Origin of the sequence: Rahnella sp. GSA61A, assembly GCF_019969905.1 — a bacterium.
GTDB lineage: Bacteria > Pseudomonadota > Gammaproteobacteria > Enterobacterales > Enterobacteriaceae > Rahnella > Rahnella aceris.
Genome location: NZ_JAHXYO010000001.1, coordinates 21175 through 40237, shown reverse-complemented (window position 1 = coordinate 40237; position 19063 = coordinate 21175). Strand labels below are relative to the sequence as shown.

The following is a 19063-nucleotide window of genomic DNA, read 5'->3' as shown; positions in this document are numbered from 1 at the left end:
ACAAAATGTTAATCCACGCGGCGATAGCTGCGCTGAGTATTGTTCACTTTATACAGATAGCGGCGCGATTCCCCGGACGGATGTTTGGTCGTCAGGGTGGTGTAGACATCGCCCGGTGACATATTGTTGATGATGTTAAACGCCTGAGTTTTATTACTTGAGAACACGCGCAACACGCTGCCCGCCCCACCATTATAAGCAGTAATCACCGCATAACGACGCGATGTCGGGTTGCTGATATTCCCCAGATACACGTTTTGCAACATCGCCAGATACGCGGTGCCGGTATTAATATTGTTCTGCGGATCAAACAGATAGCTGCGACTCGGTTTGCCCCATTTCCCTTCAGATTTGAATACATCTACGCCTGCGGTGTGCTGCACAACCTGCATCAGACCCAGCGCATCAGCATTACTGACCGCATACGGGTTAAAGGCCGATTCTGTTTGCATGATCGCCAGTATCAGCGACTGATCGACACCATATTTCGCGGACGCTTCCCGGATCATCGGCAGGTATTTATGCGCACGCTGATTCAGGTGGTTTGGCACCATCTGAATCGTCACGGAATAAATCACGTGCAGACCGGACTGACGACGCATCAGCTTGTTCTGGATCAGATAGTCGGCAAAGCTGGCTGCGCGGCCTTCCCAGCGGATTGGCTGACCGGTGTTGTCGAGAACCTGACCGTACAACATCGGTTCACGGCTGATCTGGATATCGTTGACGTCTGAATAGAGATCAACGTTACCCGGGTCATCGCCCACCAGCAAGGTGCTGATAATTGCCTTACGCAGGCTGGCGGCCGGATCGGTGCCTGAAATGGTTTCGAGGGTGATGGTACCCGCATCAAAGTTGATGTGGCTGCGGGTGTAATACTGATCGCTATATTTCACGTAGTCTTTCGGACCCGCGATCAGCACTTCATTTATGCCCCAGATGTTTTCGATGTTATGGGCGAACTGCCCCATCAAAATATCGAATCCGTTGGTATCTTTCACATAAGCTTCGTTGAACTGGTTTTTCTTACTGCCGGAGCAGGAGATCAACATTGGCGCGATAATCAGCAAAGCTAAAATTTTCTTCATCTTACAAGCCGTTTCTGCTGAAAGAAGCAGGCGCCCGGAGCGCCTGCCTTAATGTTTCAACCATTGTTACAAATGATTATTTTGATGGCGGGGTGTAGCCTTCGATATGAACGTCCTGACCTTCAAACAGAAAATTCACCATTTCCTGTTCCAGCAATTTACGGTCATCCGGGTTCATCATGCTGAGTTTCTTTTCGTTGATCAGCATGGTCTGTTTGGCCATCCACTGTGACCAGGCTTCTTTAGAAATTTCATTGAAAATACGTTTGCCAATCTCGCCAGGGTACAGCTGGAAGTCTTGCCCTTCGGCATCGCGCTTGAGAAAGGTGCAAAAAATCGTTCTGCTCATGCTAATTCCTTATCGGTCGTTCTTTTGGGGCGGTTATTTGCCAGCGGTCTGCTTTGCTAATTGCATCAGCAAACGTTCTACCGGCGCAGCCAGCCCGACGGATTGTGGTTGCGCTAAGTTATACCAGAGACCCGCACCTTCATCCATGCAACCTGCCGGAGAACGCAGATTTAACCACATCGGGACGATATCCAGATGGAAATGGCTGAAAGTGTGACGAAAAGCGGTCTGCTGCTGCAACGCATTTTGCGTAACACCGTATTTTTGCAGCCCCAGCGTGAGTTCGTCTTCGGTCGAATATTGCGGGAAGCAGAACAATCCGCCCCACAGGCCGACGGACGGACGCTGCTCCAGCCAGACTTTATCCTCCTGCTGGATCATCAGCATAAAGGCCGTTTTTTCCGGTAACGTCGTCTTGGGTTTTTTCCCCGGATATTTTGCCCAGCTGTGATGTGCATAGGCTTCACAGCCTGACTTCACCGGACATAGCTCGCATTTCGGCTTACTGCGGGTACACACCATCGCACCCAGATCCATCATTGCCTGATTAAACTGCGCGACCCCTTCGGCAGGTGTGACGTCCTCACTGATCGCCCACAGTTTATTTTCGGTTTTCTTCTCGCCCGGCCAGCCGTCAACGGCGTAGCAGCGGGCCAGCACGCGTTTCACATTGCCGTCCAAAATGGGGTAATGCTGATTCAGTGCCAGCGACAAAACGGCACCCGCTGTGGAACGGCCAATGCCGGGCAGCGCAAGAATTTCATCAAAGGTTGTTGGAAATACGCCGCTGTGCTGGCTGACGATAGTTTGCGCTGCTTTATGCAGGTTTCGTGCGCGGGCGTAGTAACCCAGCCCGGTCCACAGATGCAGTACTTCATCGAGTGGCGCGGCGGCGAGATCAGACACCGTCGGGAAACGTTCCATAAAGCGTTCAAAATACGGGATGACAGTCGCTACCTGCGTTTGCTGCAACATCACTTCAGAAAGCCAGACTTTATAGGGGGTTTTTGCGATTTGCCAGGGCAGCGTTTTGCGGCCATAGCGCTGATACCAGTCGAGCACCAGCGGCGAAAAACTTTTTGCTTCCATAAAACCAGGGGTTTCCATCATGGGTGAATTACAGTCCGGCAGGGTTAAAAGACGGGGCTGATCACATCACAGTTCCCGTCTGGCTGTAAACCGGAACTTTCCGCACTGTATTGACGGATTTCCTGCCGTCAAACCTTGCTAATCGGGAGTAAGTTTGGATAATGCGCCTTTCCTTATATTCAGTGACCAAAGCACAGGCATCCGCGCGCGGGTACCGCGTCTTGCCAATCGGAGTGGAAACACCATGAAAAACGACGTCATTTCACCGGAGTTCGACGAGAACGGTCGCGCGATGCGCCGTATCCGTAGTTTTGTCCGCCGTCAGGGCCGTCTGACCAAAGGTCAGCAATTCGCGCTGGACAATTTCTGGCCGGTGATGGGCGTGGAGTTTCAGGCAGAACCTCTGGCAATTGATGCCTTGTTTGGTCGCCCGGCACCGGTTGTGCTGGAAATCGGTTTCGGGATGGGCACCTCGCTGGTCACGATGGCGAAACAGAACCCGGACCAGAATTTCATCGGCATTGAAGTTCACTCGCCTGGCGTCGGTGCCTGTCTTGCGACCGCGCATGAAGAGGGTGTCAGTAACCTGCGCGTAATGTGTCACGATGCGGTCGAAGTGTTGGAAAAAATGATTCCGGATGGCTCGCTTGACATGGTGCAGCTATTCTTTCCTGACCCGTGGCACAAAGCGCGTCATAATAAGCGCCGTATCGTGCAGCCGGAGTTCGTTGAGAAGCTGCGCAAAAAATTGAAAGTGGGCGGTGTATTCCACATGGCAACCGACTGGGAGCCTTATGCGGAGCACATGCTTGACGTCATGACCAGTTTAGAAAACTGGGTGAACCTGTCGCAGGAGGGCAATTATGTCCCGCGTCCGGAATCCCGCCCGGTGACCAAGTTCGAAATGCGTGGCCAGCGTTTAGGCCACGGCGTATGGGATCTGATGTTTGAGAGGAAGCAATAATGGCTACAAATCGCAGTCGTCGTTTACGTAAGAAGTTACACATTGCCGAGTTCCAGGAACTGGGCTTCTCTGTAAAATGGCGTTTCCCGGAAGGTACCGCGGTAGAAACCATTGACGAATCACTGGATAAATTCATTGACGGTGTGATCGAGCCAAACAAGCTGGCCTTCGACGGCAGTGGCTATCTGCAATGGGAAGGTCTGGTTTGCCGTCAGGACATCGGCCATTGCACTGATGAACAACGTGCGCTGGTCAAAAAATGGTTAGAAGACCATAAAATGGAAGACGTGGAAGTTTCTGAGTTATTCGATATCTGGTGGGACTGATTCTGCCGTCATCCTTCGAATTGTCTCTGCGTTGACTGCCTTCACTTACCCCGGTCACTTACTTTTGTAAGCTCCCGGGGATAAGTTCAGTTGTCGCCTTGATACAACTCGAATGATTTAGGCAGATCCTGAGGATCTCTGAATCTCATAAAGGTGCCTTCCGGCACCTTTGTTACATCTGGAGGCAGGACGTTGGGTACCGAACTTGATAACAGTTTGCTGGAAGATATTCTTGCGCAGGTCAGGCCGCTGATAGGTCGGGGTAAAGTGGCCGGTTACATTCCTGCTCTGGCGGAAGTCAGCCCCGATCATTTAGGAATCGCCGTGTGTACCACGAAAGGGGAGATCTTTCGTGCCGGTGATGCCGATATTCGTTTCTCGATCCAGTCGATCTCAAAAGTTCTCAGCCTGACGCTGGCGCTGACCCGTTATCAGGAAAGCGAAATCTGGCAGCGTGTCGGCAAAGAGCCGTCCGGTCAGCCATTCAATTCTCTGGTACAGCTTGAGCTGGAACAGGGTAAACCGCGTAACCCGTTCATCAATCCGGGCGCACTGGTGGTCTGCGATATGCTGCAAACCCGGCTTTCGGCACCGAAGCAGAGAATGCTGGAAGTGGTGCGTCAGCTGGCCGGATCGGCAGATCTCAACTACGATCGGCACGTTGCGCGTTCCGAGTTTGAGCACTCCGACCGCAATGCGGCGATTGCGTATCTGATGAAGTCTTTCGGTAATTTCGACAACGACGTCATCACCGTTTTGCACACCTATTTTCACTACTGCGCATTGCGCATGAGCTGTGAAGAGCTGGCGCGCACCTTTGTGTATCTGGCCAATAAAGGGCATCCGCTGGGTAGCGAGACACCGCTCATTGATGCCCGTCAGGCACGGCAGATTAATGCGATGATGGTGACCAGCGGTATGTACGATGGTGCGGGTGAGTTCGCCTATCGCGTCGGGATGCCGGGCAAATCCGGTGTCGGCGGCGGTATTATTGCCGTGGTGCCGGGGGAGATGTGTATCGCGGTATGGTCGCCGGAACTTGACGCGGCAGGGAACTCTTTGGCAGGTATTGCTGCCTTAGAACTACTGGCGCAACGTATTGGCCGTTCAATTTTTTGAGTTTGCTGTCTTAAGGGAGAGTACATGTTAGTAAAAAGTGGAGTGGTAAAAACCGGACTTGCTGCGTTGCTGGCCCTCAGTGCGTGGAGCGCACAGGCGGACTATCAGTGTGCCGTACAGCCTAAAGATGATGTGATCATCAAGCCGCAGACCGTTCAGGTGGTCGGCAACAGCGGTGATTTGCTGATCACGCCAAATGGTAACGTGACCCTCAACGGTAAAGACATGACCCTGAGCGCCAGACAGCGTCAGGAAGCGATCGATTATCAGGCCGGTTTGCGCCGCGACCTGCCGTGGATTGATCAGGGTGCGACGGCGCATCTCGAAAAAGGCCGCGTGGCGGTAGATCGGGTGATCGTCGAGAAACTGGGCACCGACAGCAACGTGCGTAACCGTCTGGTCACGCTCGACAAGCAACTGAAGCAACAAATGAACCTGATCATTGAGCACCGCGCCGACGGTCTGACCTTCCACCATAAAGCGGTGGATCAGGTTAAGCAAAACGGTCAGAAGCTGATGGAACAAACCATGGGCGGCGTGATGCAGGACAGCATCAACGAAATGGGCCTCAAACAGGCTACCAGCGGTGGGAATCCGTTGCAGGCGATGATGGGTAATCTTGGCGGGCTGCAGCAAGCCATTCAGGAAGAGTGGAACAAGCAGGAAAAAGAATTCAAAGCCTTTGGCGATGACGTCTGTAAGCGTGTGACGAATCTGGATACTCAGCACAAAGCCTTGCTGGCGGATTTGAAAAAGTAACCGGCTAAATGACGGACACAAAAAAACCGCGATTACGCGGTTTTTTTGTTGGAAAACGAACCGTCCTTTGTGAACTGCACCTTACTCCCCCAAAAACAGCTCCAGCAGTGAGTTGAGGAATAATTTTCCTTTGCCGGTGATCTGCCAGTGCGTGGCGGTTTCCACCAGATATTCTTTGGTGATCGCTTCGTCAAGCTGTGCGCGTATCACCGACTCATCCAGCCCGGTATACAGACCAAACTCTTCACGCGGCGCGGCTTCCAGCAGGCGGAAGCGGTTCATGAAGAATTCAAACGGCAAATCTTCGGTTTCGACCGGATGCTGTTTGTCCATATAACGTCCCTGCATATAGCCGCGAGGATGTTTGGTTTTTACGGTACGCAGGATTTGCCCGTCGGGCTGCGTCAGTTTGCCATGCGCGCCACAACCGATGCCGAGATAATCCCCGAAGCGCCAGTAGTTCAGATTGTGCTGACACTGGTAGCCCGGTTTGGCATACGCCGAGGTTTCATACTGCTGATAACCGGCGGCAGTCAGCAACTGATCGCCTTGCTCGAAAATATCCCACAGTGCATCGTCATCCGGCAGGGTCGGCGGACGCGAGGCGTACATTGTGTTCGGCTCAATAGTCAGCTGATACCACGACAAATGCGGCGGGTTGAGTGCAATAGCCTGACGCAAATCGTCCAGCGCTTCTTCCAGCGTCTGATCCGGCAAGCCGTGCATCAGATCCAGATTGAAGCTGCGCAGGTTCAGGCCGGTCGCCAGATGCGCCGCGCGTGTGGCTTCGTCAGGGCCATGAATACGCCCCAGACGCTCCAGTTTCTGCGCATCAAAACTTTGCGCGCCAATGGAGATACGGTTCACACCGGCGCGCTGATAGCCGCTGAAGCGGTCTGCTTCGACGGTACCCGGATTAGCTTCCATGGTGATTTCAGCATTAGCATCGAGCGGCAACCGCGCACGCACGCCGTCGAGCAGATTCTGCATCGCTTCGCTGCTCAGCAGACTTGGGGTTCCGCCGCCGATAAAAATCGTCCCCACACTGCGTCCGCCCACCAGATGCAGGTCTGCATCCAGATCAGCCAGCAGATGCGCGACATAATCGTCATGCGGCACTTCACCCTTTAACGCGTGCGAGTTGAAATCGCAGTAAGGGCATTTTTGCACGCACCACGGAATATGGATGTAGAGACTCAGCGGCGGTAACTTACGCATTCTTCTGTACAGCCTCTTTCATCGCGGCAAGCAATAGTTTCAGTGCCTGTCCACGGTGCGAGACCGCACTTTTTTCTTCACGGGTCAGTTCTGCGGCGGTCTTGCCCAGCTCAGGAACATAAAAAATCGGGTCATAACCGAAGCCGCCTTCGCCTGCTTCGGCAAAGATAATCTCACCAGCCCAACTGCCGTGACACACCAGCGGCGTCGGGTCTTCAGCGTGGCGCATATACACCAGCACACAATGGAACTGCGCATCGCGCTGACCCTGTGGCACGTCTTTCAGCGCCACCAGCAGTTTATCGAGGTTTTGCTGATCGCTGGCATCAACGCCTGCGTAGCGTGCGGAGTAAATCCCCGGCGCGCCGCCGAGAAAATCCACCGCCAGACCTGAATCATCAGCAATGGCTGGCAAACCGGTGACCGCTGCCGCATGGCGGGCCTTCAGGATGGCGTTCTCAATGAACGTCAGCCCGGTTTCTTCGGCAGATTCAACACCGAGTTCCGTTTGTGCGACCACGTCCAGCCCGAAACTGGCCAGAAGATGTGCGAGCTCACGCACTTTACCGGCGTTGCCGGTAGCTAATACGACTTTCTGCATGGGAGAGTCCTGACGTAAACGTTATTCTGCGAGCAGTACCGCGACCTCAGTCGGGATATTTTGCGGATGTGTAATGCGGACTTGTTTATGGCGGCCCAGTTCGCCCTTTTCAATGCTGACCTGACTTTTGGCGACTTTAAACTGTTTTGCGAGAAATTTCACCAGATGTGTGTTCGCCTGACCATCAACCGGCGGGGCGGTGATGGCGACTTTCAGTTCGTCGCCATGCAAACCCACCAGGCTGTCGCGGCTGGCTTTGGGCTGGATAACCAGCCGCAAAACCAGCGCATCAGATTGCCAGAACGCCGGGCTTAAAGCTGGAACCACAACGCACCCAGCAGATCCATCCCCAGATAATTCAGCATATAGAGGATAAGGATCACCACCATCGCCGAGAAATCGATGCCGCCCATCGCCGGAAGAATACGACGAATTGGCGCCATCAGCGGCTCAGTCAGCTGCATCAGCAGATAATCCATCGGCCCGCGGCCCTGGCTCACCCAGCTCATCAGCGAGCGGATAATCACCAGCCAGAACACCAGATAACCGGCTGCTTTAACCAGCCCTATCAGGCCAATCAGCAGGCTGCTCAGACCAAAGAAAATAGCGCCGCTTTGAATAAGCAACAGCAGCGGGAATTTGATGGTGCAAAGGATAAACGCCAGCAGCAAACTCGCGCTGTCAATCGGGCCCAGCGGCGGAATAATCCGGCGAAGTGGTCCGATAATGGGCTGAGTAATTTTCACCACGAACTGTGAAAACGGGTTATAAAAATCTGTACGTGCCCATTGCATCCAGATGCGCAGTAGCAGAACCATCACGTAGAGATCTATGAGGGTTTTAACCAGAAACGTCAGCGTTAACATAATTCTCCTATGCCCTTCATCCTTCGCGTGTCGCCTTGACGCAACACGAATGATTTTGGGCAGTGTTATTTTATTATTTGCTCTTATTAGAACAGTTTTTCCATTTCCTGCGCGCGGGTAATGGCGGCCTGCATGGCCTCGGAGACAATCTCCGGTAATTTACGGTCGGTGAAAACCTTCAGAGCTTCAAACGTCGTGCCGCCTTTGGACGTCACATTCTCACGAAGTTGTGACAATGGCGTGTCCGGACTGGCGGCGACTAAAGCACTGGCGCCGCTGGCGGCTTGCTCAACCAGCATCCGTGCGGTTTCAGCGCTGAAACCCAGACGTTGCGCTTCAGCCTGCATTGCTTCCATAAACAGGAAGAAATACGCCGGGGCGCTGCCTGCGGCGGCAATTACGTGGTTGATACCTTCTTCGGTATCGACCCAGCAAATTTTCCCGACGGCGGTCATCAGTTCGCCGCTGTAATCACGGTCTGCCTGAGAAACCTGAGAAGGTGCGTACAGGCCACTCATGCCTTTCCCGACCAGGGATGGCGTGTTCGGCATGATACGCACGATGTTCAGATTATCGCCCAGCAACTCGCAGAAGCGCGCCACACTGACGCCTGCGGCAATCGACAGTACCAGCTTGTCGCTAAAATCCACGTCTTTTTGCAGTGCTTTACACACATCGGCCATCATTTGCGGTTTTACCGACAAAACAACGACATCCGCCTCCTTTGCACAGCCGCTGTTATCGCTGCTGCTTTGCACGCCATATTTATCAGCCAGCGCATCGCGATGCGTGGTGGAAGGGGCACAAACGCTGATGAGATTTGCCGGATAGCCGCTTTCGACCAGGCCGGAAATAATTGCGCCCGCCATATTACCGGCGCCGATAAAACTGATTTTGCGATGTTGCATTCATGCTCCTTGCTTTTAATGGGGGCTGAATTGAGCCTATCAAGAGTAAAGCAGTAAACCCAAAGATAAAGGTTACTGTTTTATGCTGTAATCACGGGCACCGAAAATGGCGGTCCCGATGCGAACCATCGTGCTGCCAGCCGCAATTGCCGCAGGCATATCATCGGTCATACCCATCGACAGCGTATCGGCCTGCGGACAAATATTTTGTAAATCTTTCAGCGCATCCCGCATCTTGCCGAAGACCTCAAGCTGTCGCGCGTGATCCGTTTCCACTGCCGGAATCGCCATCAGGCCGCGCAGTATCAGGCGGGGCATCGCCATAATCTGTCGGGCCAGTTCTGCGATATCGCCCACTGCAATGCCGGATTTACTGGCCTCATCGCTGATGTTGACCTGAATCAGCACCTGTAAAGGCGCTAAACCGGCCGGACGTTGTTCGTTCAGCCGCTGGGCGATTTTCAGGCGGTCAATGGTATGGCACCAGTCAAAGTTCTCCGCCACCAGGCGGCTTTTATTCGACTGCAATGGCCCGATGAAATGCCAGGTCAGCGCAGGCTGATGTCCGGCAAAGTGGGCAATCTTATCCACGCCTTCCTGCACGTAGTTTTCGCCGAACGCTAACTGTCCGGCGGCAATCGCTTCTTCGACAGCGCTCGCAGGTTTTGTTTTGCTGACTGCAAGCAAGGTAATTTCTTCTGGAGACCTGCCGCAATGTTGTGCAGCGGCTGCGATTTTCTCGCGGACATTCTGTAAGTTCTGCTCAATAGCGTTTTGCTGACTAAGGCTCATAGGGACTCAGGAGGATTTCAACATGGATATTGATGGATTAGTGGGACGTAGTGTAAAGCAAAATGCCTCCGATCTGCACCTTTGTACCGGCTATCCGCCTGTGTTGCGCATTGACGGGGAATTATGTCGCTGTGAAGATCTGCCGGTGGTGGAGGCTTCGCAGATGCTGGGTCTGATCCATGCGTGGCTGGATGCCACTGAACAACATACTTTGCAGCTGGCCGGACAGGTGGATAAAGCGCTGACATTGGGTGATGGCGTGCGGATGCGGCTCAATATCTTTCAGCAACTGCACGGGTTGTCTGCGGCGCTGAGACCGGTGCCTGCCCGTTGCCCCGAGCTGGCTGCATTGAGGGTGCCGGATATCTTGCAGCATGTGATTATGCAGGAAGACGGCCTGATTTTGGTCACCGGCGCGACGGGCAGCGGGAAATCCACCACGCTGGCGGCGCTGATTGATCATCTCAACCGCCATGCGAAGCGCCATATTATTACGCTGGAAGACCCCATTGAGCTTATCCATACTGGCAGGCACTGTCTGATTCAGCAGCGCGAACTCGGGCTGCATACGCGTTCATTTGGTGAAGCGGTGCGCGGTGCTCTGCGTGAAGATCCGGATGTATTGTTACTGGGCGAACTGCGTGACACTGACGGTATCCGGCTGGCGCTGACGGCGGCAGAAACCGGACATCTGGTTCTCGCGACACTGCATACGCGCAACGCCACACAGGCCATTGACCGGCTGGTTGATGTGTTTCCGGCAGAAGAAAAAGCGTTTGTCCGCGCGCAACTGGCGGGTAGCCTGCGGGCCGTGATCGCGCAAAAACTGGCGGTGACTGAAGAAAAGGACGGTAGAAAAGCGGGAAGGGTAGCGCTTTTTGAAGTGCTGACTTCCACACCGGCGGTGTGCAATTTAATCCGTGAAGGGAAAACTCATCAGCTGGCGGATATCCTGCAAACCGGCGCGCAGGCCGGCATGCAGACGTTCGCACAAAGCCGTCAGCAGCGGCAACGTGCGGGATTACTGGCGGAAGATCAGGACTGACTCCACTGTTTCTCGAACCAGCTTTCCAGAATAATGACGGCGGAAGCGGCATCCACGCTGCCTTTATCCAGCGCACGGAAACCGCCGCGATCGAACAAATCAGCGCGGGCTTCTACGGTACTCAGGCGTTCGTCGTGCAGTTCAACCTGAACGCCAAAACGGCCATGCAGACGGTTGGCAAATTTGCGCGCACGGGCGGTCAGAGGTTGTTCTGTGCCGTCCATGTTCAGCGGCAAACCGACAACCACCAGATCCGGCAGCCATTCTTTCAGCAGTTTTTCAATTTTCTGCCAGTCCGGTGTGCCGTCCTGCGCTTTAAACGAGGTCAGCGGACGGGCGGTGCCGGTGACTTCCTGACCAATAGCCAGACCGATGCTTTTGGTGCCGAAGTCGAAAGCAAAAACCGTGCGGTTTGCCATTATGCATGCCCCGCATGGGTGGCGAGCTGTCCGACGTCAACGCCGATCATTTTCGCTGCTTCGCGCCAGCGGTCAGCAATGGGTGTGCGGAACAAAATATCGCTGCTGGCTTCAATGGTCAGCCACGAGTTTTCCAGTAATTCTTTTTCAAGCTGGCCCTGTTCCCATGCGGCATAACCCAGTGCCACCAGCACATCTTTTGGCTGATCGGGCGTGCCCAGCGTTTCCAGCACGTCTTTCGAGGTGGTGATCATCGTGCAGTCAGAGATGCGGATGCTGGAGCCAAAACCTTCGCGCGGCGTATGCAAAATGAAACCGCGATCGTCTGCCAGCGGCCCCCCGGAAAAAACCGGGCGATCAAGACGAATACTCAGGTCACGGGGTTCGGGGGTGATGTCGAGTTTGTCGAGTACGCTTTCAATGGTGAAATCGTCGACCAGTTTGTTAATCACCAGCCCCATGGCGCCGTCTTCATTGTGTTCGCAGATGTACACGACCGAACGTTTGAACTGGGGTTCATCCAGGCCAGGCATCGCAATTAGAAAGTGATGTTGTAGATTCATGGTATGCAGGATGTTTAACCTCAGAATTGAAATCAGTGCAGGCAGGCCAGTTTATTACGTCAGGCTCGCCAAAAAAAGCGGGTTATCCAGCAATGCTGAACAACCCGTTTATCGATTTTAATCTGTGCTTATCGTGAAGCCAGACGTTTCTCGATGGCGTCCATCAGCATGCCGGTGATGGAAATCGGGAAGGCGGCTTCGATTTCACGTGCACAGGTCGGGCTGGTGACGTTAATTTCCGTCAGGCGATCGCCGATAATATCCAGACCGACAAAAATCAGGCCTTTCTGCTTGAGGATTGGCGCGACGGTACGGGCAATTGCCCAGTCACTTTCGCTCAGCGGACGGGCTTCGCCACGGCCTCCGGCAGCCAGATTACCGCGGGTTTCACCCTGCGCCGGAATACGCGCCAGGCAGTAAGGCACCGGTTCGCCGTCGACCACCAGAACGCGTTTGTCACCGTCCTTGATGGCTGGCAGGTAGTTTTGTGCCATACAGAAACGGCTGCCGTGTTCGGTCAGTGTTTCGATAACGACGGAGACGTTGGCATCTTCAGGTTTCAGACGGAAAATGGAAGCGCCACCCATGCCATCGAGTGGCTTGAGGATCACGTCAGTGTGTTCTTTATGGAACGCTTTCAACTGCGCTGCATTGCGGGTAACCAGCGTATCTGGCGTCAGTTCAGGGAACCACGCGGTGAACAGCTTCTCGTTACAGTCGCGCAGGCTCTGCGGTTTATTGACGATCAGCGTGCCTTTTTCTTCGGCACGTTCGAGGATGTAAGTGGCATAAATGAATTCGGTATCGAACGGCGGATCCTTACGCATCAGGATCACGTCCAGTTCCTGCAGGGCGATATCCTGCTCTGTGCCAAACTCATACCAGCCATCGTAATCCTGCTTCACGCTGAGTTTTTTGGTGGTCGCACGGCCTTCGCCGCCGCGCAGATACAGGGAATTCATTTCCATGTAATGCAGTTCGTAACCACGACTCTGCGCTTCCAGCAACATAGCGAAACTGGTGTCTTTTTTAATGTTGATGGAAGAGATCGGATCCATCACGATGCCAAGCTTAATCATTTGGTTTCCTCTTAACCCAGATCGCCGAAACGAACCTGTAAGGCTGTAATCGCGGTGAGTGCTGTGGTTTCTGTACGCAGAACACGGGGTCCCAGCAGGATATCAGTAAATCCGTAGCCGGAGGTCATTGCAATTTCTTCAGCGGATAAACCGCCTTCCGGACCGATCAGCAGGCGGACATGGCTTACCGGCAGCGGCAGGGTGTTAATGCTGTGGCTGGCGCGCGGGTGCAGGTTCAGCTTCAGGCTGTCGTCCTGCTCGTTGCACCAGGCTTCGAGCTGCATCGCCGGACGAATTTCAGGGATACGGTTACGTCCGCACTGTTCGCAGGCGGCAATGGCGATTTTCTGCCACTGCTGCAATTTTTTCTCCAGACGTTCGCCGTCAAGTTTGACGCCACAGCGCTCGGAAAACAGCGGAGTAATCGTATTCACGCCCAGCTCAATAGATTTCTGAATGGTGAATTCCATCTTCTCGCCACGCGAGATCACCTGACCAAGATGCAGATTCAGCGGGGATTCATTATCCGCCAGCACGCCCTGATTCAGGCTGACACGCACACTTTTCTTATCAACCTGCGTGATGCTGGCTTCGAAGACCTGGTTGCTGCCGTCAAATAACTGAATCGCCTGACCCGGCTGCATACGCAGAACGCGCCCGACGTGATTGGCGGCATCTTCGCTCAGCGCAATCTCGCTGTGAGCGGTCAGGATTTCCGGATGATAAATGCGGGGTATGCGCATGTGTGACTGCTGTCCTTAAAGTGGTGAAGTGGGCTATTTTGGCAACTGTTGCCAGCCCTGTCGCTGACTATTGTGCCCTATAGTAGGTTAGCTTTTTCTTTGCACGCAAGCCTGCTGAACGTAAGGGTTGTGATTCCCCTGTACCCTGGCAATGCGGTTATCGCGTTCACATTCCCATGAAGTGACCGGATACTGGCGATCCCAGGCGGTAAACAACTGTGTCTGCTGGCGGGATAAATTCAGTTTGTACTGGTCACGCATGTAGAAGTAAGTGCGCGCAATGGCCCCACGGGCGCGGGCTGGCGGCTCGGCGGCTTTGGCTTTGAAGTCGATTTTCATTTCACAGCGGCCATACTGACCTTCGCCACCGTTCCACTGGCTGTACATGAAATTATTGCGGTCGCCGTTCACTTCACCGATGGCCGGTTCAAGGTTGTGCAGGTCAGTTTCAACCTTGCGATAGTCGGCGCTTTTCGCGCAATTTTTGCGCCCGCCATCCTGCCAGCATTGCATCTGGTGGCCGAACTGCCACGCGGGAACCACATGTTCCCATTCGATCCGGCTGGCGCGCTGTTCACTTTTACGTACCGCGTAACCGCAGGATTGCAGATCCGGCGTGCCTTTTTTCCCCTGCCAGCTGATATCGCAGCCGCAGTAAAATGTTGGCGCGCCCTGATTGATTTTCACGGCAGCGGCTTTGGCCTGACTGAAGTTATTGATGGCGTTGCCGGACTGGCTGAAGGCGCTCAGCGGTGTCAGCGCACTGATAAACAGAAAAGATAAGAACGTTTTATGAAACATGTTTCTGAAAGACCCAGGACTAAAAGGCCGGAAGGGTAACGGATGCGGCGCGATGTGACAATGGGACTTTGCTGCTAATGAGTGATTGAAAAATCAGCAATTAGTGATGCCGTTAGCGTTAAAACGTAACAGTTCGCCGCAATGGCGGCAGCGGTATTCCGACTCCTTGCGCATCACCTTATTGTGGCGTCGCACGGTCAACTGGTGGTCGCGGCAGGCGCATAAATACGGATAGGTTTTACTTTGCACGGATGCCACTTCGAACTTGTGGGTTCTGCTCGCTGAGACACCCAGCACATGTTCCATCATCCAGCGCCACTCTTTGCCATGCGGTGCAGGAGCGCGACCAAAACGGCGGTATACCAGCAAATGGGCCAGCTCGTGTGGCACCACTTCATCGATAAACGGTTGCTGATTTTCCAGCAGTAATACCGGATTAAGGCGGATTTGCCAGTGTTGCAGATACGCGCTTCCCGCGCTGGTGCCGCGTTGCTGATAGCTGATTTCCGGCTCCGTGTAATCGGTGCCAAAAAACTGATTTGCCATCTGGAGTTTTTCCCGCAGGCAGCGCATAACGGCTTGTTGCAGGGCGATGGGGAGACGTGAGGTTTTCATCTGGCGAAGGATAAATCTGGCGGGGGAGAGATGCAATATGGAATTCCTCCCCTTTGCAGGGGAGGAATGGCAGGCTTATTTATTGCTAACTTACTTACCGATGTCGCGCAGGGCTTCACCTTTCATCAGGTTGCGTTCGATGTGTTCCAGTGAGACGTTTTTGGTCTCAGGGATCAGCGCAATAGTGATGAAGATGAAGACCACGTTCAGCGCGGCGTACACCCAGAAGGTATTGGCATTGCCGAGGCTGTCGAGCATGGTCAGGAAGGTTGCGCCGACAATCATGTTGGCGATCCAGTTGGTCGCAGTAGACACGGTGATACCAAAATCGCGGCCTTTCAGCGGCTGAATTTCAGAACACAGTACCCAAATCAGCGGACCAGCACTCATCGCAAAACCAACGATGAACATCAGCAGCATGGCGATGGAGAAGTATTTCGCCGCATCGGATTCGACACCGATATGCAGCATAGTACCCAGCACACCCATACCGACTGCCATCACCAGGAAGCCCAGTTTCAGCGTAGGTTTACGGCCCCAGCGGTCAACCAGACCGATGGCGATGAACGTCGCCAGAACGTTAACCAGCCCGACGATCACCGTGCCCCACATCTGTTGAGAGGTGCTGGCGAAACCGGCGATGCCGAAGATTTTTGGTGCGTAGTACATGATGACGTTCATACCGGTGAACTGCTGCATGACCTGCAACAGAACGCCGAGGTAAACCGCACGACGGAAGTTTTTGTTATTAACGAACAAACCCCAGCCGCTTTGTTTTACTTTCAGACTTTCACGGATTTCATCCAGTTCATGTTTTGCCTGCTCACTGGAATCACGCAGTTTTTCCAGTACGCGGCGTGCTTTACCGTCATCGCCACGAGCGGCCAGCCAGCGCGGGCTGTCCGGCAGAAAGAAGACGCCAACCAGCAACAGCAATGCCGGAATGGTGATGATGCCCAGCATCCAACGCCATGCACCGGTGTAGCTGAACGCGGTATCCGACAGGTATGCGGCCAGAATACCGATGGTGATCATCAGCTGGTACATGGAAATCATGCTGCCGCGGATTTTTTCCGGTGCGATTTCTGACAGGTAAATCGGTGCGGTGTAAGAGGCAATACCGACAGCCAGACCCAGCAGAACACGGGCAACAATCAGCACTTCTGTGTTGGGTGCAAAGGCGGAACACAGGGAGCCGACAACGAACAGAACTGCGCCGATCATCAGGCTGAATTTACGTCCCAGACGGAAGTTCAGCCAGCCACTGCCGACAGCACCGACGGCGGCACCAAACATCATGGAGCTGACAACCCATTCCTGTTGGTGGTTAGTAATCTGGAAGTCATGGCTGATAAAGGGCAGGGCGCCCGCGATGACGCCGATATCTAAGCCGAACAGCAGTCCGGCAAGTGCAGCAAGAAAACAGACAAAGAAAGTGACGCTTTTGTTCGAGCGTTTTCCTTTGGTCGAAGTTGAGTTGTTCATCCGGTCTCCAAAATAATGCAATCGTTTTGAGTTTGTAATAATGCTTAGGCTGTTATGTTATTAACCCTGCACACAGCTTAACGTGAACCCGGTCACAGTGTTGTAATCGTTTACACTAATAGGTGTGGCTGGGTATCTTGTTTCTGAAGGGTTTCAAACGGATAGCGTAACAGGAAGGAGATGTGCCTGAGAGTAATAGCCCATAAATTGATTTATATCAATCAATACAGTGTTTCAAACTTTTACATATACAAATAACTTATTAATTTATAACAAATTATTTTCTGTAACCGTTTTCATTTTAGCCATCATCTGGCCATAAAACTTCCCGCTTCCTGCTTTTGAGTGTAATCGTTGAAATACTCAATTCGGACTTTTTCAGACGATGCTGAAGCCGAAAATGGTAACGATGGGGTGTATGGCTTGCCCGGATAGACGTTTTTCTTCAGCTCTTTCCACTGGCACCGGGCTTCCTTTTTATCGCTGTCACACAGGCCAATACGCTGTACCAGCAGATGGATATTGCCGGTATTGGTAATTTGCTGAGTAGATGGATCCCAACCCAGTCTGGCGACCGGTTTTGCTGGCGGCACCATGACGACGACCCCCCAGACAATGGTCAGGTTCAGTTCGCTGGTGAAATTTTTGTTGCTGGCAGGGTTTTTGAATTCTTCCGGAGTCATTGACTGAAAATGCACGCGGTAGATTTTTTCTTCGTTGCTTTCACCGAGGCCGACGATCCTCACCGGCTGGCTGTTACCGGCGGGCAAACCAAATTTTAGCGGCGAGACCACCAGACTGTTTTGTGCGCCCTGTGGTGCAGGCGTTTCACTTTCCTGTGGTGTGCCGGGGTTATGAACCTCGGTGATTTTTCCCTGAATATACTGGGTAGTTTCGCTTTTAGAACTGATGACCAGTGCAGCAGCATGTTGTTCGTTAAGCGTTACTTTCATCGGTGAAACGGTGATGTTGGCAAAACACAGGACAGGTATGGTCAGCATCAGTAACGGGAGCAGTTTCAGGTCTGAGACCCGCCTTTGTATTTGTGATCTGCGCATAAAAATCCTTACGTGAATGCGGTGATGAAGTGCAATCCGTTGCCAGGAGAATCTCCTAAAGCTGCGGCGTAAAATTCACAATCAGATGTCCGGTATAATGCCCAGCTTGTTTACTGTTGATATCCATTGTCTTGGTGCTGAGTTCCAGTGGTGCAGGAACACACAATACTGCCTGTGGGATCCCGGGCAGATGCACTGGCCGGGTATGAGCGGTCTGAATATCAGAAATTACCAGATCATCACCGCGTATTACGCTGACGTATTTACCGTCGGGTGCCTGCATTCGCACATAATAATCAATGCGTCCTGAATCCAGATTAGTGTCGCCGTGATCAGAATAAATAGAGAAGTATCCGTTATTGCGCTGGGTTGTCCCCTGCTGCTGATCGTCAAATTTCAGGGTGAAACTGGTACTGTTCGAGCCATACCCATCGTACAAACACATATCTATAGTAGCCGAGCCGTTCATTTGCGTTTGATTACCTTTAGTGCCGGGCAGCGGGCGCAGGTTAAGGTCAACGCGCGGTGCGGCTTCGCCAAATTCGGGTAAATAGATTTGCTGGTTGTTATTGTCAGTGACGTTGAGGGTGATGTGCGCTGTCCATCTGGCCAGATTTTTACCCGGGGACCACTGCCACAGATCCAGCGCCAGTGTACCTTCCCAGACTCCGCCAACCGGAAGTTTTTTCAATTCATCCCCGTTGATAAACATATAGAGAAAGGTTTCTTTGGCACCGTTGTCAGCCCCCGCAGTGACTAAAAAATGCGTGCCATCTGCCGAACTCGAATGGTAGCCTTTGAGATTAATAACGGCTTGCAGGCCGCTCTTCTTCTCAGTAAAGAGAGTAGGAATAAGCGTATCCCCTGTTGCTCCCCAGTCTCCATTCGCATTTTTGGCTTCGCCACTTTTACATTGCCCGGTCTCCGGAGACGTATTTGATAAACACCGCCAGTTATTTCTCCCCCATAACCTCGGGTCTTCGGTGTCATAACCTCCACTTTCATGCGTCCAGATGCCGAGTGTACTGGGCGGTGTTCCTCTGTCAAAAGTTGCGCTTACAGGCGTATCTCGTCCGGCAGGAGGCACGCTTTCTGCAAGTGCTGGCAGTATTGTCAGCACAGGTGCCAGAGTGGCAAACAGTGCAAAAAAACATGCTCTTTTAACGGACATATTCA

General features: G+C 53.1%; 23 protein-coding genes. 5 read left to right on the top strand and 18 right to left on the bottom strand.

Annotated elements, in window-relative coordinates; all coding sequences use genetic code 11:
- Positions 1–8: 8 nt before the first annotated feature.
- From mltC to mutY, 3 genes are all read right to left on the bottom strand, one after another.
- Complete coding sequence (gene mltC / locus LC431_RS00195; RefSeq protein WP_013576842.1) at positions 9–1088, bottom strand: membrane-bound lytic murein transglycosylase MltC; 1080 nt, start codon at positions 1086–1088, stop codon at positions 9–11.
- A gap of 76 nt (positions 1089–1164) precedes the next feature.
- Positions 1165–1437, bottom strand: a complete 273-nt coding sequence (locus tag LC431_RS00190; protein ID WP_013576841.1) for an oxidative damage protection protein — start codon at positions 1435–1437, stop codon at positions 1165–1167.
- Positions 1438–1470: 33 nt separating this feature from the next.
- Positions 1471–2526, bottom strand: coding sequence for an A/G-specific adenine glycosylase (gene mutY / locus LC431_RS00185; RefSeq protein ID WP_197538465.1), 1056 nt, complete (start codon positions 2524–2526; stop codon positions 1471–1473).
- A gap of 244 nt (positions 2527–2770) precedes the next feature.
- Between mutY and trmB the strand changes: the two genes are divergently transcribed.
- From trmB to LC431_RS00165, 4 genes are all read left to right on the top strand, one after another.
- A complete protein-coding gene (trmB, locus tag LC431_RS00180) occupies positions 2771–3490 on the top strand; it encodes a tRNA (guanosine(46)-N7)-methyltransferase TrmB (RefSeq protein WP_013576839.1) in 720 nt (239 codons plus the stop codon).
- Entirely contained in the window at positions 3490–3816 is a 327-nt protein-coding gene (locus tag LC431_RS00175) for a YggL family protein (protein ID WP_013576838.1), read from the top strand. Before trmB ends, LC431_RS00175 begins: the two co-directional genes overlap by 1 nt.
- A 192-nt stretch (positions 3817–4008) precedes the next feature.
- Positions 4009–4935 (top strand): glutaminase B, encoded by a 927-nt coding sequence (gene glsB, locus LC431_RS00170; protein ID WP_013576837.1) that lies wholly within the window; start codon positions 4009–4011, stop codon positions 4933–4935.
- Positions 4936–4959: 24 nt separating this feature from the next.
- Positions 4960–5694 carry a DUF2884 domain-containing protein gene (locus tag LC431_RS00165; RefSeq protein WP_013576836.1) on the top strand — a complete coding sequence of 245 codons (735 nt, stop codon included), beginning with the start codon at positions 4960–4962 and terminating at the stop codon, positions 5692–5694.
- 81 nt (positions 5695–5775) lie between these two features.
- Here the strand turns inward: LC431_RS00165 and hemW are convergent, their stop codons facing one another.
- The 6 genes from hemW to LC431_RS00135 all read right to left on the bottom strand — a co-directional run bounded on the left by hemW (position 5776) and on the right by LC431_RS00135 (position 10079).
- The gene (hemW, locus tag LC431_RS00160) at positions 5776–6912 is read right to left on the bottom strand and encodes a radical SAM family heme chaperone HemW (RefSeq protein WP_223509093.1); all 1137 of its coding nucleotides are present in this window, start codon (positions 6910–6912) and stop codon (positions 5776–5778) included.
- Entirely contained in the window at positions 6905–7513 is a 609-nt protein-coding gene (locus LC431_RS00155) for an XTP/dITP diphosphatase (protein WP_013576834.1), read from the bottom strand. Before LC431_RS00155 ends, hemW begins: the two co-directional genes overlap by 8 nt.
- Positions 7514–7534: 21 nt before the next feature.
- A complete protein-coding gene (gene yggU / locus LC431_RS00150) occupies positions 7535–7840 on the bottom strand; it encodes a DUF167 family protein YggU (RefSeq protein ID WP_013576833.1) in 306 nt (101 codons plus the stop codon).
- Positions 7825–8379, bottom strand: a complete 555-nt coding sequence (locus LC431_RS00145; protein ID WP_013576832.1) for a YggT family protein — start codon at positions 8377–8379, stop codon at positions 7825–7827. The genes yggU and LC431_RS00145 overlap by 16 nt, the downstream gene beginning before the upstream one ends.
- Before the next feature lie 86 nt (positions 8380–8465).
- Positions 8466–9287 (bottom strand): pyrroline-5-carboxylate reductase, encoded by an 822-nt coding sequence (gene proC / locus LC431_RS00140; RefSeq protein ID WP_013576831.1) that lies wholly within the window; start codon positions 9285–9287, stop codon positions 8466–8468.
- A 72-nt stretch (positions 9288–9359) separates the two neighbouring features.
- The gene (locus tag LC431_RS00135; protein ID WP_013576830.1) at positions 9360–10079 is read right to left on the bottom strand and encodes a YggS family pyridoxal phosphate-dependent enzyme; all 720 of its coding nucleotides are present in this window, start codon (positions 10077–10079) and stop codon (positions 9360–9362) included.
- Between the two features lie 22 nt (positions 10080–10101).
- Here LC431_RS00135 and LC431_RS00130 point away from each other — a divergent pair, with 22 nt between their 5' ends.
- Entirely contained in the window at positions 10102–11124 is a 1023-nt protein-coding gene (locus LC431_RS00130) for a type IV pilus twitching motility protein PilT (protein ID WP_223509091.1), read from the top strand.
- Here LC431_RS00130 and ruvX read toward each other — a convergent pair.
- The 9 genes from ruvX to LC431_RS00085 all read right to left on the bottom strand — a co-directional run bounded on the left by ruvX (position 11115) and on the right by LC431_RS00085 (position 19058).
- On the bottom strand, positions 11115–11543 hold the full coding sequence (gene ruvX, locus LC431_RS00125; protein WP_013576828.1) for a Holliday junction resolvase RuvX: 429 nt from the start codon (positions 11541–11543) through the stop codon (positions 11115–11117). The two genes, LC431_RS00130 and ruvX, sit on opposite strands and share 10 nt — an antisense overlap.
- On the bottom strand, positions 11543–12106 hold the full coding sequence (locus tag LC431_RS00120; protein ID WP_013576827.1) for a YqgE/AlgH family protein: 564 nt from the start codon (positions 12104–12106) through the stop codon (positions 11543–11545). The genes ruvX and LC431_RS00120 overlap by 1 nt, the downstream gene beginning before the upstream one ends.
- 128 nt (positions 12107–12234) lie before the next feature.
- Complete coding sequence (gene gshB / locus LC431_RS00115; protein WP_013576826.1) at positions 12235–13185, bottom strand: glutathione synthase; 951 nt, start codon at positions 13183–13185, stop codon at positions 12235–12237.
- 11 nt (positions 13186–13196) lie between these two features.
- Positions 13197–13928, bottom strand: coding sequence for a 16S rRNA (uracil(1498)-N(3))-methyltransferase (rsmE, locus tag LC431_RS00110; protein ID WP_112150887.1), 732 nt, complete (start codon positions 13926–13928; stop codon positions 13197–13199).
- Between the two features lie 87 nt (positions 13929–14015).
- Positions 14016–14729, bottom strand: coding sequence for a deoxyribonuclease I (gene endA / locus LC431_RS00105; RefSeq protein ID WP_013576824.1), 714 nt, complete (start codon positions 14727–14729; stop codon positions 14016–14018).
- Positions 14730–14822: 93 nt separating this feature from the next.
- On the bottom strand, positions 14823–15344 hold the full coding sequence (locus tag LC431_RS00100; RefSeq protein WP_037033267.1) for a SprT family zinc-dependent metalloprotease: 522 nt from the start codon (positions 15342–15344) through the stop codon (positions 14823–14825).
- A gap of 90 nt (positions 15345–15434) precedes the next feature.
- Positions 15435–16829 (bottom strand): sugar porter family MFS transporter, encoded by a 1395-nt coding sequence (locus LC431_RS00095; RefSeq protein ID WP_013576822.1) that lies wholly within the window; start codon positions 16827–16829, stop codon positions 15435–15437.
- A gap of 308 nt (positions 16830–17137) precedes the next feature.
- Positions 17138–17887 (bottom strand): fimbria/pilus periplasmic chaperone, encoded by a 750-nt coding sequence (locus tag LC431_RS00090; protein ID WP_166860732.1) that lies wholly within the window; start codon positions 17885–17887, stop codon positions 17138–17140.
- A 55-nt stretch (positions 17888–17942) separates the two neighbouring features.
- On the bottom strand, positions 17943–19058 hold the full coding sequence (locus LC431_RS00085; protein WP_112197168.1) for a CfaE/CblD family pilus tip adhesin: 1116 nt from the start codon (positions 19056–19058) through the stop codon (positions 17943–17945).
- Between the last annotated feature and the right edge of the window lie 5 nt (positions 19059–19063).